The 19,599-nt window shown below is 36.5% G+C and carries 25 protein-coding genes; 19 read left to right on the top strand and 6 right to left on the bottom strand.

The features are described 5' to 3' along the window. Nucleotides 1-66 precede the first annotated feature (66 nt). Genes OEA66_RS17365 through OEA66_RS17375 form a run of 3 tightly spaced genes read left to right on the top strand, consistent with a single transcriptional unit; the run spans nucleotide 67 to nucleotide 2,459 of the window. A complete protein-coding gene (locus OEA66_RS17365; RefSeq protein ID WP_267282577.1) occupies nucleotides 67-1,239 on the top strand; it encodes a hypothetical protein in 1,173 nt (390 codons plus the stop codon). Between the two features lie 10 nt (nucleotides 1,240-1,249). Beyond that, the gene (locus tag OEA66_RS17370) at nucleotides 1,250-2,023 is read left to right on the top strand and encodes a hypothetical protein (protein WP_267282578.1); all 774 of its coding nucleotides are present in this window, start codon (nucleotides 1,250-1,252) and stop codon (nucleotides 2,021-2,023) included. A gap of 55 nt (nucleotides 2,024-2,078) precedes the next feature. Beyond that, nucleotides 2,079-2,459, top strand: a complete 381-nt coding sequence (locus OEA66_RS17375; protein ID WP_267282579.1) for a hypothetical protein — start codon at nucleotides 2,079-2,081, stop codon at nucleotides 2,457-2,459. A 120-nt stretch (nucleotides 2,460-2,579) separates the two neighbouring features. On the opposite strand, the gene OEA66_RS17380 is transcribed toward OEA66_RS17375, so the two are convergent. The 5 genes from OEA66_RS17380 to OEA66_RS17400 form a co-directional block, all read right to left on the bottom strand. Then, nucleotides 2,580-2,831: a hypothetical protein gene (locus tag OEA66_RS17380; RefSeq protein ID WP_267282580.1), complete on the bottom strand. Its 252-nt coding sequence runs from the start codon at nucleotides 2,829-2,831 to the stop codon at nucleotides 2,580-2,582. Nucleotides 2,832-2,871: 40 nt separating this feature from the next. Beyond that, nucleotides 2,872-3,126 carry a hypothetical protein gene (locus OEA66_RS17385; RefSeq protein WP_267282581.1) on the bottom strand — a complete coding sequence of 85 codons (255 nt, stop codon included), beginning with the start codon at nucleotides 3,124-3,126 and terminating at the stop codon, nucleotides 2,872-2,874. An 8-nt stretch (nucleotides 3,127-3,134) separates the two neighbouring features. Beyond that, nucleotides 3,135-3,536 (bottom strand): PaaI family thioesterase, encoded by a 402-nt coding sequence (locus OEA66_RS17390; RefSeq protein ID WP_267282582.1) that lies wholly within the window; start codon nucleotides 3,534-3,536, stop codon nucleotides 3,135-3,137. A gap of 273 nt (nucleotides 3,537-3,809) precedes the next feature. Further along, nucleotides 3,810-4,673: an SDR family oxidoreductase gene (locus tag OEA66_RS17395; RefSeq protein ID WP_267282583.1), complete on the bottom strand. Its 864-nt coding sequence runs from the start codon at nucleotides 4,671-4,673 to the stop codon at nucleotides 3,810-3,812. 78 nt (nucleotides 4,674-4,751) lie between these two features. Beyond that, a complete protein-coding gene (locus OEA66_RS17400) occupies nucleotides 4,752-5,321 on the bottom strand; it encodes a Crp/Fnr family transcriptional regulator (protein ID WP_267282584.1) in 570 nt (189 codons plus the stop codon). Nucleotides 5,322-6,160: 839 nt separating this feature from the next. Here OEA66_RS17400 and OEA66_RS17405 point away from each other — a divergent pair. The 13 genes from OEA66_RS17405 (at nucleotide 6,161) to OEA66_RS17465 (ending at nucleotide 15,982) form a co-directional block, all read left to right on the top strand. Beyond that, a complete protein-coding gene (locus OEA66_RS17405) occupies nucleotides 6,161-6,589 on the top strand; it encodes a YybH family protein (protein WP_267282585.1) in 429 nt (142 codons plus the stop codon). A gap of 9 nt (nucleotides 6,590-6,598) precedes the next feature. Beyond that, on the top strand, nucleotides 6,599-7,564 hold the full coding sequence (locus OEA66_RS17410) for a zinc-binding alcohol dehydrogenase family protein (protein ID WP_267282586.1): 966 nt from the start codon (nucleotides 6,599-6,601) through the stop codon (nucleotides 7,562-7,564). A gap of 11 nt (nucleotides 7,565-7,575) precedes the next feature. Then, nucleotides 7,576-8,559, top strand: a complete 984-nt coding sequence (locus OEA66_RS17415; protein WP_267282587.1) for an L-histidine N(alpha)-methyltransferase — start codon at nucleotides 7,576-7,578, stop codon at nucleotides 8,557-8,559. A gap of 17 nt (nucleotides 8,560-8,576) precedes the next feature. Next, entirely contained in the window at nucleotides 8,577-9,770 is a 1,194-nt protein-coding gene (gene egtB / locus OEA66_RS17420; RefSeq protein WP_267282588.1) for an ergothioneine biosynthesis protein EgtB, read from the top strand. 231 nt (nucleotides 9,771-10,001) lie between these two features. Further along, nucleotides 10,002-10,559, top strand: coding sequence for an SDR family NAD(P)-dependent oxidoreductase (locus OEA66_RS17425; protein ID WP_267282589.1), 558 nt, complete (start codon nucleotides 10,002-10,004; stop codon nucleotides 10,557-10,559). A gap of 15 nt (nucleotides 10,560-10,574) precedes the next feature. Beyond that, on the top strand, nucleotides 10,575-10,781 hold the full coding sequence (locus tag OEA66_RS17430) for a hypothetical protein (protein WP_267282590.1): 207 nt from the start codon (nucleotides 10,575-10,577) through the stop codon (nucleotides 10,779-10,781). Nucleotides 10,782-10,845: 64 nt separating this feature from the next. After that, the gene (locus tag OEA66_RS17435; protein WP_267282591.1) at nucleotides 10,846-11,403 is read left to right on the top strand and encodes an NADPH-dependent FMN reductase; all 558 of its coding nucleotides are present in this window, start codon (nucleotides 10,846-10,848) and stop codon (nucleotides 11,401-11,403) included. A 119-nt stretch (nucleotides 11,404-11,522) separates the two neighbouring features. Beyond that, nucleotides 11,523-12,410 carry an alpha/beta fold hydrolase gene (locus OEA66_RS17440; RefSeq protein WP_267282592.1) on the top strand — a complete coding sequence of 296 codons (888 nt, stop codon included), beginning with the start codon at nucleotides 11,523-11,525 and terminating at the stop codon, nucleotides 12,408-12,410. 22 nt (nucleotides 12,411-12,432) lie between these two features. After that, nucleotides 12,433-12,780, top strand: coding sequence for a nuclear transport factor 2 family protein (locus OEA66_RS17445; protein ID WP_267282593.1), 348 nt, complete (start codon nucleotides 12,433-12,435; stop codon nucleotides 12,778-12,780). 48 nt (nucleotides 12,781-12,828) lie between these two features. Beyond that, on the top strand, nucleotides 12,829-13,392 hold the full coding sequence (locus OEA66_RS17450) for a PPC domain-containing DNA-binding protein (protein ID WP_267282594.1): 564 nt from the start codon (nucleotides 12,829-12,831) through the stop codon (nucleotides 13,390-13,392). Between the two features lie 5 nt (nucleotides 13,393-13,397). Continuing rightward, the gene (locus OEA66_RS17455) at nucleotides 13,398-13,892 is read left to right on the top strand and encodes a PPC domain-containing DNA-binding protein (protein WP_267282595.1); all 495 of its coding nucleotides are present in this window, start codon (nucleotides 13,398-13,400) and stop codon (nucleotides 13,890-13,892) included. A 32-nt stretch (nucleotides 13,893-13,924) separates the two neighbouring features. After that, the gene (locus OEA66_RS17460) at nucleotides 13,925-15,037 is read left to right on the top strand and encodes an NAD(P)-dependent alcohol dehydrogenase (RefSeq protein ID WP_267282596.1); all 1,113 of its coding nucleotides are present in this window, start codon (nucleotides 13,925-13,927) and stop codon (nucleotides 15,035-15,037) included. 81 nt (nucleotides 15,038-15,118) lie between these two features. Beyond that, entirely contained in the window at nucleotides 15,119-15,982 is an 864-nt protein-coding gene (locus OEA66_RS17465) for an alpha/beta hydrolase (RefSeq protein WP_267282597.1), read from the top strand. A 24-nt stretch (nucleotides 15,983-16,006) separates the two neighbouring features. Here OEA66_RS17465 and OEA66_RS17470 read toward each other — a convergent pair whose 3' ends face one another. After that, on the bottom strand, nucleotides 16,007-16,840 hold the full coding sequence (locus OEA66_RS17470) for a helix-turn-helix domain-containing protein (RefSeq protein ID WP_267282598.1): 834 nt from the start codon (nucleotides 16,838-16,840) through the stop codon (nucleotides 16,007-16,009). A 201-nt stretch (nucleotides 16,841-17,041) separates the two neighbouring features. Here OEA66_RS17470 and panB point away from each other — a divergent pair, with 201 nt between their 5' ends. The 3 genes from panB (at nucleotide 17,042) to OEA66_RS17485 (ending at nucleotide 19,592) form a co-directional block, all read left to right on the top strand. Beyond that, the gene (gene panB, locus OEA66_RS17475) at nucleotides 17,042-17,887 is read left to right on the top strand and encodes a 3-methyl-2-oxobutanoate hydroxymethyltransferase (RefSeq protein WP_267282599.1); all 846 of its coding nucleotides are present in this window, start codon (nucleotides 17,042-17,044) and stop codon (nucleotides 17,885-17,887) included. Nucleotides 17,888-17,996: 109 nt separating this feature from the next. Continuing rightward, nucleotides 17,997-18,668, top strand: coding sequence for a YceI family protein (locus OEA66_RS17480; RefSeq protein WP_267282600.1), 672 nt, complete (start codon nucleotides 17,997-17,999; stop codon nucleotides 18,666-18,668). 129 nt (nucleotides 18,669-18,797) lie between these two features. Next, nucleotides 18,798-19,592, top strand: coding sequence for an SDR family NAD(P)-dependent oxidoreductase (locus tag OEA66_RS17485; protein ID WP_267282601.1), 795 nt, complete (start codon nucleotides 18,798-18,800; stop codon nucleotides 19,590-19,592). The last annotated feature ends 7 nt before the right edge of the window (nucleotides 19,593-19,599 follow it).

A 19,599-nucleotide genomic window follows, 5' to 3' on the forward strand; every position in this document is an offset into this window, starting at 1 on the left:
TTTTATGTTTTTTCACTCAAAAAGAAAGAAAAAAATGTTTGGCATGGACCCGAAAAATTTATACAGATGATGAAAAATAATTTATTAAAATCAATTACGTTTATGTTCCTTATTAATTTTGTCTTAATAAGTTGTCAAAAAAGTGATACACCAGTATTAGTTTATCAAAAATCGATGTCTATAGATGATTATGATTTTCAAAATATTAATCCTGAAACTTTTTTTTCAAAGATTTATTTCACGAAAGAGAATAAAATAATTTTTATTGATGAAAAATATAATGATGAAAAACCATTATTAATTTTTAGGAAAAAATCTTTCAATTACAAAGAAAACAATATTAAGGATGAAGAGAAGGTAGATACAATAAGGAAAGGCGACTACAAAAAAGAAATCACCTCTATTATCTATAATGCACCTAAAATCAATATTGAGCCTTCCAAAAGGATAATTGCTAAATTGTTTAGTGGAAAAATGGAAGTTGATAATATTATTATAAATACCGACTCAAACAACAATATAGCTTCAATAATTTTCAATTCTTCCGTTCCAAATACCAAAGAAAAATTTAAAGAAATAAAGAACGAAATGATTAAAATTTATGGCGATAATTATAAATCAAGTATATTAACTCTGAATGGGATAAAATGGGATAAAGGAGACAAAATATTACTTTTAGGGTATGATGAAAGCCAGGAAGATAAATTTATCCATTTTCGTGTAGTATTTCCAAAAATTGAAAATCAAATTAAAGATAAAGTAAGGAATGGTTACCTTCCAATTCAACAAAATGTCACACTAAATGATATAAAAAATCCCAAATATGAAATATTAATTCAAAATAGAGGCTGTAAGGTAAATGTTAAACTTAATAATAAAGAATACTATCAAAATAGTGATAATTCAACTTACATTTTTCGAAATAATAAAACAAAAAAATATGCTCCCAATGACTATAAATTAGATGAAGGAGATGTGTTAGCAACTTCTACTTCAAGAAAAAATATTTCATCGGTATATCTTGATAATAAAAATAAAGAACAACATATTTCAATTAGTATAAAACCACTGGATAAAAACTATTATCAAAATGATGGTTCTATGATTAATGTTAAAATAAGAGCCTATGAAGAAGAAAATCCGCAAAAGGATATTTCGTTGTATGATTATAAAATAGACAAATTAGTAGAATCGAATAAAAATGAAATTAATGTAGTGTCCTTTTTTATAATAAAATAATAATAAATATATGAATCCTATATACGAACTTTTTATAGATGCACGTGGCTGTTTTTATGAAATATTAATTAATGATGTTCCAGTTTACTTTCATTACAATATTGGTGCAACCGCTTTTCGTTTACCTGTTAATAGTTTCTTTCCAAAAAAAGGTGAACAGAAAATTTCTTTGAGAATGATTTCTGTTGTAGAAGGAAAACCTTTTCCGCAAGGTGCAGAAGTCATTTTGAATATAGATGAATATCCACAAGGATTTCCAAGAGAAAGGAAAGTTGTTTTCAAATATAAAACAGAACCTTTTGAAAAAGATAATAAAGGTGTTTTTATAGTTGAAAAAAAAATTTCTGTCAATGTACCTTATACATTAATAAATTGGGAAGATGGGATTGATTTGAGAAAAGAAAATAAGGAGGTACTTAAAGAACAATTATGGAAAGTTTATCAGGAATATACTTTAGCTTTTGGAAACAAAGATTTGTCTAAATATAGGGAACTTACCAAGCTGAGACAAAAAAACATTTTCATCTCCATGTATTATACACCAGAACAGATAGAACAGGCTGAAATGTCTTATGTTGAGGGCATTCAAAATGAAACAGTCAAACTATATCCGTTGGAAAACTACCAACTAGTCTTTCATGGGGGAGGAAAGCTAGTGGGATTACAAATGCCAAAAGATGCTCCAGGAATCTTTATTGATAATGATGATGAAGAAAATACCTTTATGGAATATATTCTTTTTTACAGAAAATCAAAGGACCTGCCTCTAAGTATTATTTCATAAAATACAGCAAGAATATGAAATGCATATCCAATAAGATATTCTAAATACGTTGATCATGGATTTTAGTAATATTTATTTTAAAGATAATTATCTGGTGATTGAGGATTCAATTATGCTGGGAAAAATTGATATTAATTCGTTTGATGATATTATAATTTCTCATGAGTTTCCTCGACTAACATTTAAGTTTAATATGTTTTTTACAAAGCCTGTAATATATGAACCTAAGAAAGGATTCATTAACAAGATAGTTTGCATTATTTTCAATTACAATAATAATCCTCGTGAAATAAAACGATCTTATTATTATGTTAATGCCGAAAAACTACTTTCAATGATTGAAAAGTGTTTGCCTGATGCTGATATTCCAGATTTAAAAAACAGTATTTATTGGAAAACTACTGATAAGAAGATGATCTTTGATAATGTTCGATAAGGATTAAATTGGTTTGCTATTTGTCATCAAACCTGTCTGCATCTGCGGGAATTTGTTCCGTAATAGAGATCCCTTATGCTGTTGCCTTCTCAATCGGATGTCCTGTAAATAGAACGGTGTTCACCCACAACACATTGGCTCCTTTTTCCATAGATTTTGAATGCCTTCCTTTGTATCAGGAAAAACCCAATTCAGGTCGATTTCTACGGCGGGATCTTCAACAGGTGTGATGACTTCAATGCCTTGCTGATGCAACGAGTAGGCGATATCTGCACCGCTGTCGGAATATCCGCCCGATTTCATTGGCTTTTTGATGCCATCTACTGCAGGTGGCTCTTGCGCCTGATACAAAATTGTAACGCTCTTACTCATTTTTAATCTTTATTAATTATCAATTCTTCTGCAAATTTACCTAAGTAATGTTTTGGCTGTTAAATGTTTGTTCGCTTTTCTGAAGTCTCAATCTCATTATTTTATAAATATAATAGGAATGCAGGAGCACACCGATCGAGCATCCGATAAACATCGGAGGCGCATTCATCAAAACACCATAAACAATATAGATCGCATTGGTGGTAAGTGAGCAAACCCTCAGATAGAGAATATTCTTCATCGACATCGAAATGAGGTTTAAAGTTAAAGCGGCATAACCAATTATCTGTATCATAAAACAGTCTATTTTTTAACAGAGATCATCGTGGCGGTCATTTTAGAGATCAGTTTTTCTTCGGAACTGTCGTAGACGTAGCCCTCACAAATGGTCAAAGTTCTTCCAGGCTGCAAAACCTTTCCCACGGCAATCAGATTGTCAGTTTTAGCGGGTTTCATAAAATTGATCTTAAATTCTACTGACAATATCTCCATATCTTCTGGCATCAGCGTCAATGCAGCATAACCGCACGCACTGTCTGCAATATTAGTGGCAACTCCGGCGTGGAAAAATCCGTGCTGCTGCGTCAAAGCTTCCGAGAATTCGCTGGAAATCTTCACTTCGCCTTTTTCCACGCTCATTAGTTTTGCATTCAGGGTTTTCATCAAACCTTGTCTGTCGAAGCTTTCTTTAATTCTGTCGTACATATCAGTCTTTCAGTTTTAGTTCCATTTGAATGTTGCAGCGTGGGTAAGGTGTCTGTCTGCCTATTCTGTGTAAGATGCTATAAAATCAAAATATTTATTATAATCAATTACATAACTGATTATTCAAATGCTGTAAAATAATGATTCCCATCAAAATTTCTTTTTATTTGTACAAAAATCTAGAAAATCTGATGGGAATATTTTAAGTATTACAATAATATTTATCTATCCTTTGAGGAATTAGTGAAATAATTTTTAGTGCTATAAGGTTGCTTAAACCAAAATATCCTGTATTCCAAATGCAGTTAAAACCTTTCTGTATTGAGTGGCAATTGCCTCGTTTGCAGCTTCAACAATATGACCAGTTGACGGATCAACAACAGTTCTTAACGGTCTTTGTCCTTGAGGCGTGTTGATCAGTTTAACCACTGCATCGGCAACATCCTGAGGATTTGGCTTTCCATTTTCAAACATTTCGCCAATTGCGGTGAACATTTTGTTAGGAAGGTCTGCGATGGCTTGATAAGCTTCACCGACGGATGGGTCAGAACCAACCTCAAGTTTTTGTGACATCTCAGTAGGGAAAGCTCCCGGCTGAACAATCGCAACATCTACTCCTGATGACCGGACTTCATAATGTAAACCTTCACTCAATCCTTCCAACGCAAATTTTGAAGAGGCATAGACCGTTGAAAAAGGAGCTGAAAATCTGCCCCATCCACTTGAAACATTGATGATCAAACCTTCCGACTGTTTGCGCATAAAAGGCAACGCTAATTTCATTAATCTCCAGGGAGCTATCGTATTTACATCCAGCATATGCTGTAGATCAGCTGGAGTAGCAGTTTCAGCCACGCCAAACATAGAAATTCCTGCATTGTTGACCAATACGTCAATGGTACCTTCTGCAGCTATAATCTTGTTAAAAGCATTATTAACACTTTGCTCATCAGTTAGTGCAACATCCAGAACGGTGATATTCTCAATTTGTCCCAAAGCCTTTGCTTTTTCAGCATTCTTTCCCTCGATATCTCTCATTGTGGCATACACTTTATGTCCCAATGCGGCCACGCTCTGTGCTGTAAGCCATCCGAATCCACTGTTTGTTCCTGTTATTAAAACTACTTTTTTGTCCATTTTTATTTTATTTAAATTAATGATACAAATTTCGGAATCTGATGAATGATAACGTTTACCAAATGGTAAAAAGCAATTTTAACGGATATTTTTTCTGATTCTGCTCAGCGATTGTTGGGTAATTCCAAGATAGGAGGCAACGTAAGAAAGCGGAATTCTGTTGACCAAGGCCGGAAATTTCTCAATGAATGTCAGATAGCGGGTGGTGGCATCTTCTGAAACCAGCGGACTTCTTCTTTCAATTGTTTTTAGAAGACAGTTTTTCTGGATCAGATTGGTGATCGCATGCCAGCCAACGATGGTGTTTCCGATCTCGTCCCAGTCTTTCTTTGAAAAGACAAGGAGTTTACAGTCAGTAACAGCTTCGATATAATCGGTAGCAACAATCTGTGTCTCAAAATTTTGCTGATCCGACACGAAATTGTTCTCATCAATGAAATGATGGGTAATTTCCAGGCCTTTATTGTTGTAATAGCAGAAACGAACGACTCCTTCCAGAATAAATCCGACCTGTTTTGGTATTTTCCCTGCCTCTGAAAAATATTCGTCCTTACGAAGACTGATCTCTGCAGCTTTGCTGAGAATAAAGTCAATCTGTTGTTGGTTTAAATTACCAAACTGCAAAATATAATTGGTGAGTTCTTTCATTAATACAAAATTAGCAAAAGGCTTTGGCAGTTGATTTACCATATGGTAAAAGATTATATTATATTCTAAGTAGGAGAATGATTATTTAATTTTACTTAATAAAAGCAAAGCAGTTTTTACATTACTTATAAATATGTTCATCTTCTTATTCACAACTTTGTCAAAGATTATAATTCCCTGTTTTTTTTGATGCAGATGCCATTCAACCATTCATCGAAGCTTGTCAATCTGGGTAGCCGGGATGATATAATTTCAGTATCGATCAGGTCATATCTTTTTTAGTGTCATTCTCTCTATTTATTCCACAAAGTTTTTACTATGTTAGTGAAATATTTCTATAGAAATCTTACTGGTCAGATTGGCTGATTTTGATACAAATGGGAAGATTTATTCTTCCCATGCAGGCTTAACTTTAGGCAAAGGCTGTATGTGGGGCTAATGATAACTTACTTTTGAAACAGTAATTCAAATTGATGCTAATCCTGATGGGATCCTTTGGTTACGTATAATTCAATGAATTAAAAAAACGAATTTGTACAGGTGAAATGCGATACAAAATATCGAGGAGTGTAATATTAAATAGGTCAAAATTTCACAGTGCAAATTTATAATCAATAGAGATGTCTCAACATTTCGATTTCATCCTAAAATAATCTAGTACATAATATTTATGGGTTTTACTAAAGATTACAAGTAGCAGTATTATATAGCTACCTGCTGCCAAAACATAATTGCAAGACGATCAAAATCTTAAACTAGTTCAATAATATTTCTTGTATTTGTTTATTGGCGCTTCTTGGGTAATAATATCAATTTTGTTAAAAGATTCTAAGAAACAAATGAACATAAACGAAATATTTAATTTAGAAATGATGAATCATCACAAAAATGTAATTAAGGAGAGTATTCAGAATTTTGAATTAGCTCTTAATTCAGGAAATATCGAAAGTGTGCTATCCTTTTATTCAGAGGATGCTGTCTTTATGCCTGATGGTTTTAGCACATTGAAGAAAGGTGAAATAGGAAGGTCAAGGTCGAATTTTCTTACAGAAAAAGACTTTAAAATTAAGTTTGATAATTTGAAAATTGATGTCAAAGATAATTTTGGATTTGTTGAAGCAGTTGCAAATACATCTGAAATTGATCCAAAAGGTACTTCAAAAGTACAAAAGACAAGCAGAGATTTTTTTGTGCTTCGGCAGGAAGAAAACCAATGGAAAATATTCAGCTACATTTTCAATAATGTAACAGTGTCACAAGCTTCATAACATAAGATTATGAAAGCTGCTGTTTTATACCGTGCAGGCGGACCAGAGAATTTGCGTTTGGAAAAAAGAGAAATTCCGTTACCGAAACAAGATCAGGTTTTGATTAAAATCAAAGCTTTCGGACTGAACCGTTCAGAAATAATGACCAGGAAAGGCTACTCCGAAAGTGTCCATTTCCCCAGAATATTGGGAATTGAATGCGTGGGCGAAGTAGTTGAAGATCCAAGTGGAGAATTCAGAAAAGGCCAGAAAGTCGCAGCTTTTATGGGAGGAATGGGACGAGACTTTGATGGAAGCTATGCTGAATTTGCAGTTTTACCTAAATCAATTATAAGTTCTTTTGAAAGTGATTTGCCCTGGGAAATTCTTGGTGCTCTGCCGGAAATGCTCCAGACGGTTTACGGCTCGCTGCATTCAGCGCTTAAGATTAATAAGGGAGAAACGTTGCTCATTCGTGGTGGAACTTCTTCCATCGGTCTTTTAGCAGCAGAACTCGCAAAATCCGAAGGCCTTAAAGTCATCAGTACAACCAGGAATATCGACAAACAAAATTTATTGATTGAAAATGGAGCTGATAGAGTTCTGATTGATGATGGAAATCTTTCGAATCAAATATCAAAACAAAATATTAAAATTGATAAAATCTTAGAGTTGGTGGGAACATCCACTTTAAAAGATTCATTAGCATCAGTTGTACAGGGAGGAATCGTCTGTATGACCGGAATGCTTTCTGAGCAATGGTCTATCAAAGATTTTGCACCGATGGATTTTATTCAGGCTGCCTCATATCTCACAATATATGATTCTGGAAAAATAAGGGTTGACGGCCAATATTTTCAGGAATTTATAAGAAAGGTTGAAGCCAAAGAGATTAAACCCGTAATTAAAAAGATTTTTAAATTGGAAGAAATTGCTGAGGCCCAAAGTTTTATGGAATCTAATCAGAGTGGCGGTAAGATTGTTGTACTCGTCTAAAAAAATTTTATATGAAACCACAGCTTGATACAGAACAATATATTGGAACTGTCACTAATGATAATTTTAGATCTGATGTTGTTGAAGGTTTAAAGAAAACCCCAAAAAAATTAAAGTCCAAGTATTTTTACGATAAAGCAGGTGATGAGCTTTTTCTGGATATTATGAAGATGCCTGAATATTATCTCACAGATTGTGAGTTGGATATATTTAAAAATAAGACAAAAGAACTGGCGGATACGATATTGGTTAATGAAGAGCCATTTGATCTTATTGAACTTGGAGCGGGTGATGCAATGAAATCGTCGTATCTATTGGAGCATCTTGTAAAACAAAATTTGGAATTTACTTATATGCCCATTGATATTTCGGGAAATATTCTTTCTGTGCTTAATGAGAAATTTTCAGATCGATTTCCTTCTTTAGATATCATTACTTTGGAAGGGGACTACTTTGAAATGCTCGATAAGGCCACCTCTATTTCAAACAGAAGAAGAGTGGTTCTCTTTTTGGGTGGGAATATTGGAAATATGGATTTGGATGAATCTTATCATTTTTGTCGTGAACTTAAAAGAAAACTTAATCATGGTGATCTTTTACTGATAGGTTTTGACTTAAAGAAAAACCCACATACCATTCTCAAGGCTTACAATGATCCTGCAGGAATCACGTCATCGTTCAATCTTAATCTGCTCATCAGAATGAACCGCGAACTGGAAGCGGATTTTGATGTCCTGAATTTCCAGCATTACCAAACTTACGACCCAATTTCAGGTGCTTGCAAAAGTTATCTTGTGAGTTTGACTGAACAAAATGTACACATCGGAAACCAGATTTTTCGCTTCGACGAAAATGAATTGATTGATATGGAAATCTCACAAAAATTTTCTCAGGACGACATTAGCAAACTCGCTCGAGATTCCAAATTTCATATCATTGATGAGATTGCAGATTCCAAAAACTGGTTTGTTGATTCAATTTGGCAAGTTCTTTAATTTTAAAATAAACTCCAATGAAACAAAATTCCGTTCTTACAAAATCAAATTCTATAACCAATTGGGCAGAAAAATATTCACAGATTCGAAATCATTCTGTTAAAATCTGCGAGCCGTTAGAAATCGAGGATTATGTCGTTCAGCCAATTGTCGATGTAAGTCCGCCAAAATGGCATTTGGGTCACACGACCTGGTTTTTCGAGACTTTTATTTTGGAACCCAATTTTCCCGGTTATCAGGTTTTTGATGCTCAGTATAATTTTGTTTTCAACAGCTACTATGAAACGATTGGCGCCAGAGTTATCCGTACCGACAGAGGAAATCTGAGCCGTCCGTCCGTTTCTGATATTTACAAATACCGAAAATATGTTGATGAGCAAATGGATGCATTCCTCCAAAGCGAATATTTAAAGGAAGAAATCAAACCTTTACTCGAACTCGGCCTCAATCACGAGCAACAGCATCAGGAATTGTTGTTAACTGATATCAAATATATTTTAGGTCACAATCCGCTTTTTCCGGCGTATAAAAATGAAGATATTTCGAAGAAAGAACATTCTGAAACTATTGAAATGATTCACTTTGATGAAGGTGTTTATGAAATCGGTTTTCAAGGAGAAGGTTTCAGTTTTGATAATGAATTGGGAAGGCATAAGGTTTATTTGAATGATTTTGGAATCGCAAATCGTTTGGTTTCCAACCAGGAATATTTAGAATTTATGGAAGCTGGAGGTTATAATGATTTCAGACATTGGCACGCAGAAGGCTGGGATTGGGTGAAACAGAATGAAGCTAAATCTCCTCTGTACTGGCATTTGATTGACGGGCAATGGATGAATTATACTTTAAATGGACTTCAGGAATTAGATTTAAATGATGCCGTTTGTCACATCAACTTTTATGAAGCTTCAGCCTTCGCTTCCTGGAAAGGAATGCGTCTGCCAACCGAAGCTGAGTGGGAAGTTGCCTCCAATCATTTTGAGTGGGGAAGCCGTTGGGAGTGGACGAACTCTGCTTATTTGCCTTATCCAGGATTTAAGAAAGAAGCCGGCGCAGTAGGAGAGTACAATGGCAAATTTATGGTCAATCAAATGGTTTTGCGTGGCGCTTCAGAAGCAACGCCAAGCGGACACAGCAGAAATACATACCGCAACTTCTTTCAGACTGGCTTAAAGTGGCAGTTCACAGGAATCAGACTTGCCCAGCTATAAGCTAGTTTTAGAGCCAATATTTTAAATAAAATTAAATAGATCCCACTTTTCAGTCGATTATAAAATATAAGATATTGTTTTGGTAGTTTTTTCTTGCAATAATAATTAATATCAATCTTTTAGATATATACTCCTTCCATTTACACATTGATATAGAGTTAAGATCAATGTAAATTTGTTAAGATCAAAAAAGACGAAAATAAATTATAAATCAATTCAAAAATAGAAATTATGTCGAATTTAAAAGATCAAGTGGTATTTGTAACAGGTGCCGGAGGAGGAATAGGAAAAATTATTGCTATCGAATTTGCTAAGTTAGGTGCGTCTGTGGCCATTGCCGATCTCAATGAAGAACTTTTAAAAACTGCAGTGAAAGATATCGAATCCTATGGTGGTCAAGCTTTAGGGCTTGTAGCTAATGTTATAGACCTGGAATCTATGAGAGCTGCGCTTCAAAAGGTGGTCTCCACTTTCGGTAGATTGGATGTTGCGGTGAATAATGCAGGTGTGGTAGGCATCGGTAGCATCGAAGAGATAGAACCTGCTGACTGGGATAAAATAATGTCGGTAAACAGTAAAGGTGTATTCGTAAGCACAAAAGCTGAGCTAGAAATTATGAAACCTCAAGGTTCGGGTGCAATCATCAACAGTGCTTCTATTGCGGGGAAAATGGGAATGGCACATCTGTCTCATTATGTTGCTTCGAAATTCGCAGTGATCGGTTTTACTAATAGTATTGCAAAAGAGGTAGCGACAACAGGAATTACGGTGAATGCAATCTGTCCATGAATCGTAGGTACAGGAATGTGGCGTGGAGAAGGCGGTGTAGCAGACCGATGGAAGCTGGAAGGTGAGACTGAAGAACAATCTTGGGAAAGAAACAAAACATCTTTGATTCCTCAGGGAATTGATCAAACGCCACAAGATATTGCCGATGCTGTGATATTTATTTCTCAGGCAAAACATATGACGGGTCAGGCCATTGCGATTGATGGTGGTATGACGATGTAATTATTTCATTCTAATTTAATTTTTGCAGTCAATTGGCTGCAAAATTTCTTAAAAAAATAAAGCTATGAGCAAAGTAATCGGAATTCTTGCAGGAAGCCTGCGTAAAGAATCATTTTCAAAGAAAGTTGGCAAAACACTTTTAGATTTTGCACCGGAAGGATTTAAGTTTAAATTAATCGATCTAAGTGAAATTCCATTGTACAATCAGGATTTTGATGACCACAACGAAGTTCCTGATGCAGTCACAAAGTTCAGAACTGAAATGGCAAATGTTGATGGCGTGATCTTCGTTACTCCGGAATACAACAGGTCGGTTCCTGCAGTTTTGAAAAATGCAATTGATGTTGGTTCCAGACCCTATGGAAAAAGTGTTTGGGATAAAAAACCAGCTGCTATCTTCAGTAATTCACCTGGGAATCTATCTGCTTTTGGAGCAAATCACCATTTGAGACAAAGTCTTGTCTTTCTCAATATGCCGACAATGCAACAACCTGAAGTTTATATTGCTCACGTCAATGACCTCTTTGATGAGGAAGGAAATATGAAAGAAGGCGGCACCAAGGATTTTATCAAAAAAGCCGTGGAATCATATATTGTGTGGTTTAATAAAAACGCTGAGTAGCATTGGATTTCGCAAGCGCATTAACATAGATCAACGCAATTTCTTAAACTTGTTTATGGGTAGATTACGGTTTTTACAAAGAAATTTGTACTTGATAAAACAGTAATAGTTTCAAACAAATGACAATCAAAGTATTCAAACAAAAAACAATATTTTCCTTCTTCATTCTGCTGATCTCATTGTCAGTATTTGGTCAGGATATCAAAGGTCTGCGCTATTTTATGCAGGGCAACGCCACAGCAAGTTCTGTCCCTTACGGAAATAATCAATCTGCAGGACATTATGTGAAGTCTGATGATGCCAAAATCTATTACGAAGTTTATGGAAAAGGAAGTCCTGTTGTTGTACTGCACGGTGGGATCGTCGGTTCATCTCTGGAAATGGGTCAGCTGAGCGACAGTCTTTCTCAGAAACATCAGGTCATCTCCATCTCTACACGCGGACACGGAAGATCGGAAATGGGTAACAAAATTCCGAGCTATGAGCAGAAAGCCAAAGACGTGAATGCAGTTCTTGACAAAGTGACCAAAGAAAAAGTGACGATTGTAGGCTTTAGTGATGGCGCTTACACAGGTTATTTTTTCGCTGAGCAATATCCGGATAGAATTGAAAAGCTCGTAGCCATCGGAGCAGGAGAGTGGAAGAAAGGTTTCCGTGAGTTCAATATGGATTACAAAAGTTTTTCTGCAATGGATGAGTTGTTTTGGAAACAACAAATGGCCATAAGACCGGAACCGAAAAGAATTGACGAATGGTTCAGTACTTTAAGCAGCTACTACAACAACCTGAATATCGATAAAACCATTTTGGGAAAGATTAAATGTCCGGTCTTGGTGATGGCTGGCGAAAAAGATCAAAATGCGCCTTTTGACACCGTAATCGCAGCGTACAAAATGATTCCAAATGCTCAATTATCCATTATTCCAAATGCGCCTCATCCTGCATTTTTAGTGAATTTTGATGCCGTTTGGGCGAGTATGAAACCTTTTTTAAATCAGAACAATTAATTTTTAAATATATAAAATCAAAATGGAAAACAACGTAGAACAGATCCTGGTGCATCATTTAACAGCTTTCGGAAATAACGACCTTGATGCAATTGTAGAAGATTATACAGAAACTTCTGTGCTTTTTACACCCAAAGGAATTATAACAGGTTTGGATAATATCCGTCAGTTTTTTGTGGAATTCTTTGCTGTGATCCCAACAGGTTCAGCTTTCGGGATGGATCAGAAACTAATTGATGGAAATGTAGCGTACATCCTTTGGAACAGTGATTCAGATCTTGCTCAGATTCCTGTAGGAACAGACACTTTCGTGTTTGAAGATGATAAAATTAAATATCACACTGTAGCAGATTACAGGATTGCAAAATAGATTTAAGACCTGATGATTCGGGTCTTTTTTGGTTCTAAATAATACATTATGAAAAACTTAATAAAGATCACTCTTTGTGTCTTGACAACAATGGTTTTGTTCAATACCAAAATTAATGCTCAGGAATATGCCGACACGACCAAGACACTAGAAGAAGGTAAAGCACCAGGCTTGAAGGTAAAGGTTCTAAGTTCCGTTGGACAAACCAAAACCTACCTTCTTATTTTTACGAAAGGCGATGAGATTGTTGCAGGTCTGACAGAGTTTGTCAAGAAAAACAATATCAAAAGTGGTCACTACACAGGTTTGGGTGATGCATTGTCTGCAAAAGCAGGTTGGTTTGATTACGATAAAAAGAAATTTAAGGTCATCCCAATTGGCGTTTCAGAGGTTTCTTCTTTTACAGGGGATATTGCCTGGTTTAAAGGGAATTCGATCGCTCATACGCACTTTAGTACTGCGATAGAAGATGGCTCGGTGAAAGGCGGGCATCTTTTGGAATTATTCTGCGGACCGACAATGGAAATTATTTTGATTGAAGAGCCTGTTGCACTTTACAAAAAATTAGACCCCGAATTTAATGCTGCATTGATCGACCCGGATTTAAAATAAACAATATGGAATCACAATACAAATCTATTGAAACGGTAATAGAATCAGGAAAAGCACCCGGATTGAAAGTAAAACTTCTCAGTGAGGTTGGCGGTGTTAAAACCTATATGCTTGTTTTTTCGAAAGGCGATGAAGTCGTTTCCGGACTTACAGATTTTGCTTCAAAATACGACATTAAAAGTGCCCATTATCAAGGCATCGGAAGTGCATTTGAAACAGAATTAGGTTGGTTTGATTTTGACCGTCAGGAATATCTGGTGAACACTGCCGGTGTTGCAGAGGTAACCTCGATCATCGGAAATATCACCTGGTACGAAGGAAAACCGGTAGCACATACCCACACGACTGTTTCTTTAAAAGATGGAGGCGTGAAAGGTGGACATTTATTAAAAATGATCGTTGGGGCAACCATTGAAATTGTACTGACTGCAGAACCTACTTTTCTATATAAAAAATTAAACCCGGAATTCAACGCAGCAGCCATCGATCCGGAATTATAAATCATAAAACAAACAAAATAAAAATCAACAATATGGAAATTACAGCAGCTATCGTAAAATCACAAGGTAGCGAATTTGAATTGGAAAAAGTAACGTTGGACGAGCCGGGTGCTGAGGAAGTGCTTGTAAAGATCGTTGCAACAGGGATCTGTCACACCGATATGGTTGCCCGTGATTTTATTATGGGTTCACCTAATTTTCCTGTGATCTTGGGTCACGAGGGAGCAGGTGTCATTGAAAAAGTGGGGAGTGATGTTCATCACCTGAAAGTAGGTGATCACGTAGTCTTGACCTATGGATTTTGTGGCGAATGTGAGATCTGCCGGACAGGAAATCCGGCTTATTGCTACGAATTTTTTGACCGTAACTTCTCAGGAGCGGATATCGAAGGTCATCACCATCACCACGATCACGAAGGAAAAGACATCAATGATAATTTCTTTTCACAATCTTCTTTTGCCACATATTCAATTGCCCACAAAAACAATGTGATCCCTGTTCCGAAGGATGCGCCATTGGAAATTTTAGGGCCATTGGGTTGCGGAATCCAAACTGGTGCTGGAGCTGTGATCAATACGCTGAAAATTAAAGTTGGAAGTTCTATCGTGATCTCCGGAACTGGTGCTGTGGGTCTTTCTGCGGTGATGGCGGCGAAAGCTTCTTCGGCAACGGTTATTATTGCAGTGGATATCAATGATGAGAGATTAGAATTTGCTAAGGAATTAGGCGCAACTCATACGATCAATTCATTGAATGAAAATGTAAGAGAAAAAATCCGCGAGATCCTTCCAAATGGTGTTCAGTTCGCCGTGGATACAACAGGGAGAAGTGAAGTGATCAACAATTCATTGAACAGTTTAGCTCCTGTTGGAGAAATGGCGATCATCGGCGTTGCGACCAAACCATTGGAATTGGAAACAAACATTTTCCTTACGAAAGGTTACAAGATCAAATTTGTAAACCAGGGAGACAGCGTATCGGAAGAGTTCATTCCAAAATTGATCAAAATGTATCTTCACGGACAGTTTCCGTTTGACAAATTAATTAAAACATATGCTTTCGAAGATATCAATCAGGCGGTGGAAGATTCCGAAAAAGGAAGAACCATCAAAGCAGTTTTGAAAATCGGAGAATACAATAAGTAATCTTAAAAAATTTAAATAAAGCTTTACACTTGTCTCACCAAAAGCTTGTGTAAAGCTTTACCTTTTATAAATCAAATCAATATGAAAAAAATAAAATCTATTGCTCTTCTGTTAATGATGTACTCTGGATTGTCAGCGCAGCAAAATGTTATTTTACCGATCAATGGTAAAATAAATAAGGATATTGGAAAGGAAGAAAAAACGTCAACAATGGATCCAAAGTCCGATAGTTGCACAGTCTATAATGTGACTGTTCCGAGTCTTGCCATTTACAAACCGGAAGGTGTGGCATCCAACGGGACTGCCGTTCTGGTGGTTCCTGGCGGTGCTTTTCATATTTTAGCGTATGACGACGAAGGTGTGAAAATTGCAAAGTCATTGGCGTCAAAAGGTTACACGGCGGCAGTGTTGAAATACAGATTGGTAAAGTTGGATAATAAAGACCCGTTCGGAAAACTGATGGAAAATGCCAAAAACTTCGATGTTTTGGAATCTATAATGGCTCCAGTTGTACCATTGGCCATTGCAGACGGAAAAGAAGCGATGAAATACCTTAAATCAAATGCGACAGCTTTAGGATTTAACAAAGATAGAATTGGAGTTGTCGGTTTTTCCGCAGGAGGAACTATTGCTGCAGCTATCGCTTTGGATAAGGATGTTCGTCCACTCTTCAGTGCGCCAATTTATCCATACTTAGCGCCTGTGATGAAAACACCTATTCCTGCAGATCCTTCGCCAATATTCATTGCGGTTACACAGGATGATGATTTCGGGTTTGATATCAACTCAGCTAAATTCTACGAGAACTGGAAAGTCGGAAAAGGTCTTGCCGAACTTCACATCTATACCAAAGGTCACCACGGATTTGCAAGCAAAACTCAGGGACTTCCTGTCGACCATTGGGAAGACCGAATGATAGATTGGTTAACTTCTATGGGATTTTAAATAGTAAAAAGTGATTATAATTAATCACAGTTTCCTGTAATTATTCGGAGAGACACCGGAATACTGCTTAAAAAACCGGCTGAAGTGAAACTGATTTTCAAAGTTCAGATGATCTGAGATATATTTGACGGGCAGAGATTTATTATCCAGCAAAACTTTGGCTTCCAGCACAACCATCTCCGTAATAAATTGCCGCGCTGTTCTACCTGTTTTTTTCTTGAGAAGCTGTGACAGATATTTTTCGTTAATGGATAGTTTCTCAGAATAAAAACTCACTTCTCTGCTGCTCAGATAAAATTCTGATAATAATTTGATAAACCTGTAAATGAGCGTGTTGGAATAATCCTGGTCGGTCTCCATCTCATCATAATAAGTTTTTACTTTGAGAAGAATGGACTTGAAGATATTTTTGACCATTTCAGAATGGAGATCCAGATTGTCATTTCGAGCCTGAAGTTCCGCAATAATTTGAATAAGATCAATCAGTAGTTGTTGATCATTTTCATCGATAGTTCTGTAGGAAGACAGACCTTCTCGCAGGAAATTTGCCACATTAAAATATTTTCCTAAAATCCCGGATGTCTTCAAAAAGTCTGGAGTAAACAGTAGTGAAATAAAGGTCGAACTGTCATTGTCCCAACTGATTTGTCGAATAGTCGAGGGCGGAATAATGATGACGCTGTTTGCCTTTAGGTCATAACCCAATAAATTCACCTTCAGGTTTAAATTTCCTTTAATAACAAACACCATTGAAAAATGTTCGGAACGGAAGGGTTTGTTTTTAAATGCTTCTGAACTGTTTTTTGATGAGTCGTAAATGACCAAATCAGCAGACGTAACTGATCTCAGAAAGTTCAAGGTCTTTAACTTCTAATTTTAGATTTGATTTTACCGTGGTCACTATGCAGCTTTTAACAAATATAAAGATCTTTATCTTACTTTTAGATATATTTTGCTGTCTTTTTTCTATTTGATTGGTAGTGTCGCAAGACGAACTTTGTGAATTCACATTATTCAGAAAGATGAATAGTTAATAAAAAATAATCATTAAAAGAGAAAATGTCAGTAAATAAAATAGCCGATAAAAATAAGGTGACCGTTCAGATCTTCAGAAAAATGAAGGAAAAAGGGCAGAAGATCAGTATGTTAACTGCGTACGATTATACAATGGCAAAATTGGTCGACCAGGCAGGTATTGATGCCATCCTTGTTGGAGATTCTGCCGGTAATGTTATGGCTGGTTATGAAACTACTTTGAGCGTAACGCTCGACGAAATTATTTATCACGCCAAATCAGTCAAAAGAGCAGTGAAAAATGCGCTTATTGTTGTCGATATGCCATTCGGAACGTGTTCTGGTGACCCGAAAGATTCATTGCACAACGCCATCAGAATTATGAGAGAGACCGGAGCTGAAGCTTTGAAGATAGAAGGCGGAGAGGAACTGTTGCCCGATATCAGAAAAATAATTGCCGCTGGAATTCCTGTGATGGGACATCTCGGTCTGATGCCTCAGTCGGTACATCAATATGGCGGATTCGGATTGCGTGCAAAATCTGAAATGGAAGCGCAAAAACTTAAAAATGATGCTGCACTTTTAGAGGAAGCAGGATGTTTTGCCGTTACATTGGAAAAAGTTCCTGCAGCTTTGGCAGAAGAAATCGCTCTGTCGTTGAGGATTCCGGTTATCGGGATCGGTGCAGGTTCGCAGGTTGACGGTCAGGTTTTGGTCGTTCACGATATGCTTGGATTGAATCAGGAATTCTTACCAAAATTCGTACGCAAATATGCAGAATTGGGAGATACGGTCAAGAAAGCAGTAAATGATTATATTCTTGATGTCAAAAACAGCGATTTTCCTTCTGTCAGCGAGTCGTACGAAAATCCGACCAAAGAAGTTGTCTGATTTTAAGCAGGCAATTACTCAAAATCACAATCATTCTTCCGATAAGTGTAATTTTTAGGATACCGTTTTTTGGAAATTTGCAGTGTAATTAATTTAAAATAATTTCAAAATGAAAAAATTAAGCATTATTGCATTGGCAGGAATAGGATTACTTCTTGCTTCTTGTAACAAAAATTCTACCCAAACGCCTTCTCAGGAACAGCAGGTTGCTGAAAAACAAGGAGATGTTTTTGATGTTGATACTACATCTTCAGTCGTGAATTGGAAAGCATTTCACAAAGGTGGATTTGCACCAAGATGGGAAACACTTTCCGTATCATCAGGAGAATTGTCTTTAGCTGAAGGCCAGTTGAATGCGGGAGAATTTGTAATCGATATGAAATCATTGAAAGTTGATCCATCCTCTGTTACCGAAAAAGATAAAAACTATGCTGAATTGGAAGGGCATTTGAAAAGTGCAGACTTCTTTGATGTGGAAAAGAATCCGACTGCGGAATTTAAAGTGACCAAAGTTGAAGACTTGGCTGCAGCTACAACCGATGCGGTGGAAGGTGCCAACAAAACCATCAATGGTAACCTGACTTTACAAGGAAAAACGTTGAATGTATCTTTTCCTGCCAATGTACAGGTTGCTGACAAAACAGTTTCTGTGAAAGCAAAATTAACCGTAAACCGTACAGATTGGGGAATCAAATTCGGAACAAACGGAGCAGACCCTGCAGAATGGATGATCAGCAAGGATATTGAGATAGGGGTTGACGTAAAAGCAACGAAACCTTAATAGAATATACCAATCTTACATTAGTTTAAGATAAAATCTTGATCTATATTATGGGAAGATCTCCCATATAATGCTGAAATTTGAAAATTAAATTTCAGCAGAAAAATTACCTTTAATATTTGAAATAAAATGGATTTACAATTACAAGGAAAAACAGCTCTGGTCACGGGTTCCACAGGTGGAATTGGTTTTGCAATTGCTTTGGGGCTGCTTCGTGAAGGAGCAATAGTTTACATCAATGGCAGAACGGAAGAAAAAATAAATGTTGCGATAGAGAAACTAAAGAAAGAAATTCCCGATGCAATTGTAAAAGGAATTGCAGCGGATTTCTCAAAGGTCTCGGAAGTTAATAATTTGATTAATGCTTTACCTGAAATTGATATTTTGGTCAACAATGTGGGCGTTTACGGCGATCAGCCTTTTGAAACGACGGAAGATGCAGAATGGCTCAATGATTTTGAGGTGAATGTACTCAGCGGCGTAAGGTTATCACGTCATTATGCTCCGCTAATGAAAGCAAAAAATTGGGGAAGGATTATTTTTATTTCCAGTGAATCTGCGATCAATATTCCTGAAGATATGATTCTTTACGGCGTAACGAAGACGGCTTATTTAGCTTTAAGCAGAGGTCTGGCGAAATTGATGAAAGGAACAAATGTTACAGTTAATGCTGTTCTTCCCGGACCAACTTTAGCCGAAGGAACAGAAAAAATGTTTGACAAAATTGCCGCAGACAAAGGAATTTCTGTTCAACAGGCTCAGATTGAGTTTATTAAAGAAAAAAGACCTTCGTCTGTTATTGAGCGTTGGGCTACAACAGAAGAGGTTGCGAATCTTGTCGTTTATGTTGCAAGTCCGCTATCTTCAGCAACATCCGGTGCAGCATTGCGTGTGGATGGTGGAGTTGTGGATAGCGCTTTTTAAATTTGGA

It is taken from the genome of Chryseobacterium luquanense (assembly GCF_026460945.1).
Taxonomy (GTDB): domain Bacteria; phylum Bacteroidota; class Bacteroidia; order Flavobacteriales; family Weeksellaceae; genus Chryseobacterium; species Chryseobacterium luquanense.

Bases quoted from the DNA above. Each gene is read 5' to 3' on its own strand.
- OEA66_RS17365 (WP_267282577.1), top strand. From the start codon at position 67: ATGATGAAAAATAATTTATTAAAATCAATTACGTTTATGTTCCTTATT.
- OEA66_RS17370 (WP_267282578.1), top strand. From the start codon at position 1,250: ATGAATCCTATATACGAACTTTTTATAGATGCACGTGGCTGTTTTTAT.
- OEA66_RS17375 (WP_267282579.1), top strand. From the start codon at position 2,079: ATGGATTTTAGTAATATTTATTTTAAAGATAATTATCTGGTGATTGAG.
- OEA66_RS17380 (WP_267282580.1), bottom strand. From the start codon at position 2,831: ATGAGTAAGAGCGTTACAATTTTGTATCAGGCGCAAGAGCCACCTGCA.
- OEA66_RS17385 (WP_267282581.1), bottom strand. From the start codon at position 3,126: ATGATACAGATAATTGGTTATGCCGCTTTAACTTTAAACCTCATTTCG.
- OEA66_RS17390 (WP_267282582.1), bottom strand. From the start codon at position 3,536: ATGTACGACAGAATTAAAGAAAGCTTCGACAGACAAGGTTTGATGAAA.
- OEA66_RS17395 (WP_267282583.1), bottom strand. From the start codon at position 4,673: ATGGACAAAAAAGTAGTTTTAATAACAGGAACAAACAGTGGATTCGGA.
- OEA66_RS17400 (WP_267282584.1), bottom strand. From the start codon at position 5,321: ATGAAAGAACTCACCAATTATATTTTGCAGTTTGGTAATTTAAACCAA.
- OEA66_RS17405 (WP_267282585.1), top strand. From the start codon at position 6,161: ATGAACATAAACGAAATATTTAATTTAGAAATGATGAATCATCACAAA.
- OEA66_RS17410 (WP_267282586.1), top strand. From the start codon at position 6,599: ATGAAAGCTGCTGTTTTATACCGTGCAGGCGGACCAGAGAATTTGCGT.
- OEA66_RS17415 (WP_267282587.1), top strand. From the start codon at position 7,576: ATGAAACCACAGCTTGATACAGAACAATATATTGGAACTGTCACTAAT.
- egtB (WP_267282588.1), top strand. From the start codon at position 8,577: ATGAAACAAAATTCCGTTCTTACAAAATCAAATTCTATAACCAATTGG.
- OEA66_RS17425 (WP_267282589.1), top strand. From the start codon at position 10,002: ATGTCGAATTTAAAAGATCAAGTGGTATTTGTAACAGGTGCCGGAGGA.
- OEA66_RS17430 (WP_267282590.1), top strand. From the start codon at position 10,575: ATGTGGCGTGGAGAAGGCGGTGTAGCAGACCGATGGAAGCTGGAAGGT.
- OEA66_RS17435 (WP_267282591.1), top strand. From the start codon at position 10,846: ATGAGCAAAGTAATCGGAATTCTTGCAGGAAGCCTGCGTAAAGAATCA.
- OEA66_RS17440 (WP_267282592.1), top strand. From the start codon at position 11,523: ATGACAATCAAAGTATTCAAACAAAAAACAATATTTTCCTTCTTCATT.
- OEA66_RS17445 (WP_267282593.1), top strand. From the start codon at position 12,433: ATGGAAAACAACGTAGAACAGATCCTGGTGCATCATTTAACAGCTTTC.
- OEA66_RS17450 (WP_267282594.1), top strand. From the start codon at position 12,829: ATGAAAAACTTAATAAAGATCACTCTTTGTGTCTTGACAACAATGGTT.
- OEA66_RS17455 (WP_267282595.1), top strand. From the start codon at position 13,398: ATGGAATCACAATACAAATCTATTGAAACGGTAATAGAATCAGGAAAA.
- OEA66_RS17460 (WP_267282596.1), top strand. From the start codon at position 13,925: ATGGAAATTACAGCAGCTATCGTAAAATCACAAGGTAGCGAATTTGAA.
- OEA66_RS17465 (WP_267282597.1), top strand. From the start codon at position 15,119: ATGAAAAAAATAAAATCTATTGCTCTTCTGTTAATGATGTACTCTGGA.
- panB (WP_267282599.1), top strand. From the start codon at position 17,042: ATGTCAGTAAATAAAATAGCCGATAAAAATAAGGTGACCGTTCAGATC.
- OEA66_RS17480 (WP_267282600.1), top strand. From the start codon at position 17,997: ATGAAAAAATTAAGCATTATTGCATTGGCAGGAATAGGATTACTTCTT.
- OEA66_RS17485 (WP_267282601.1), top strand. From the start codon at position 18,798: ATGGATTTACAATTACAAGGAAAAACAGCTCTGGTCACGGGTTCCACA.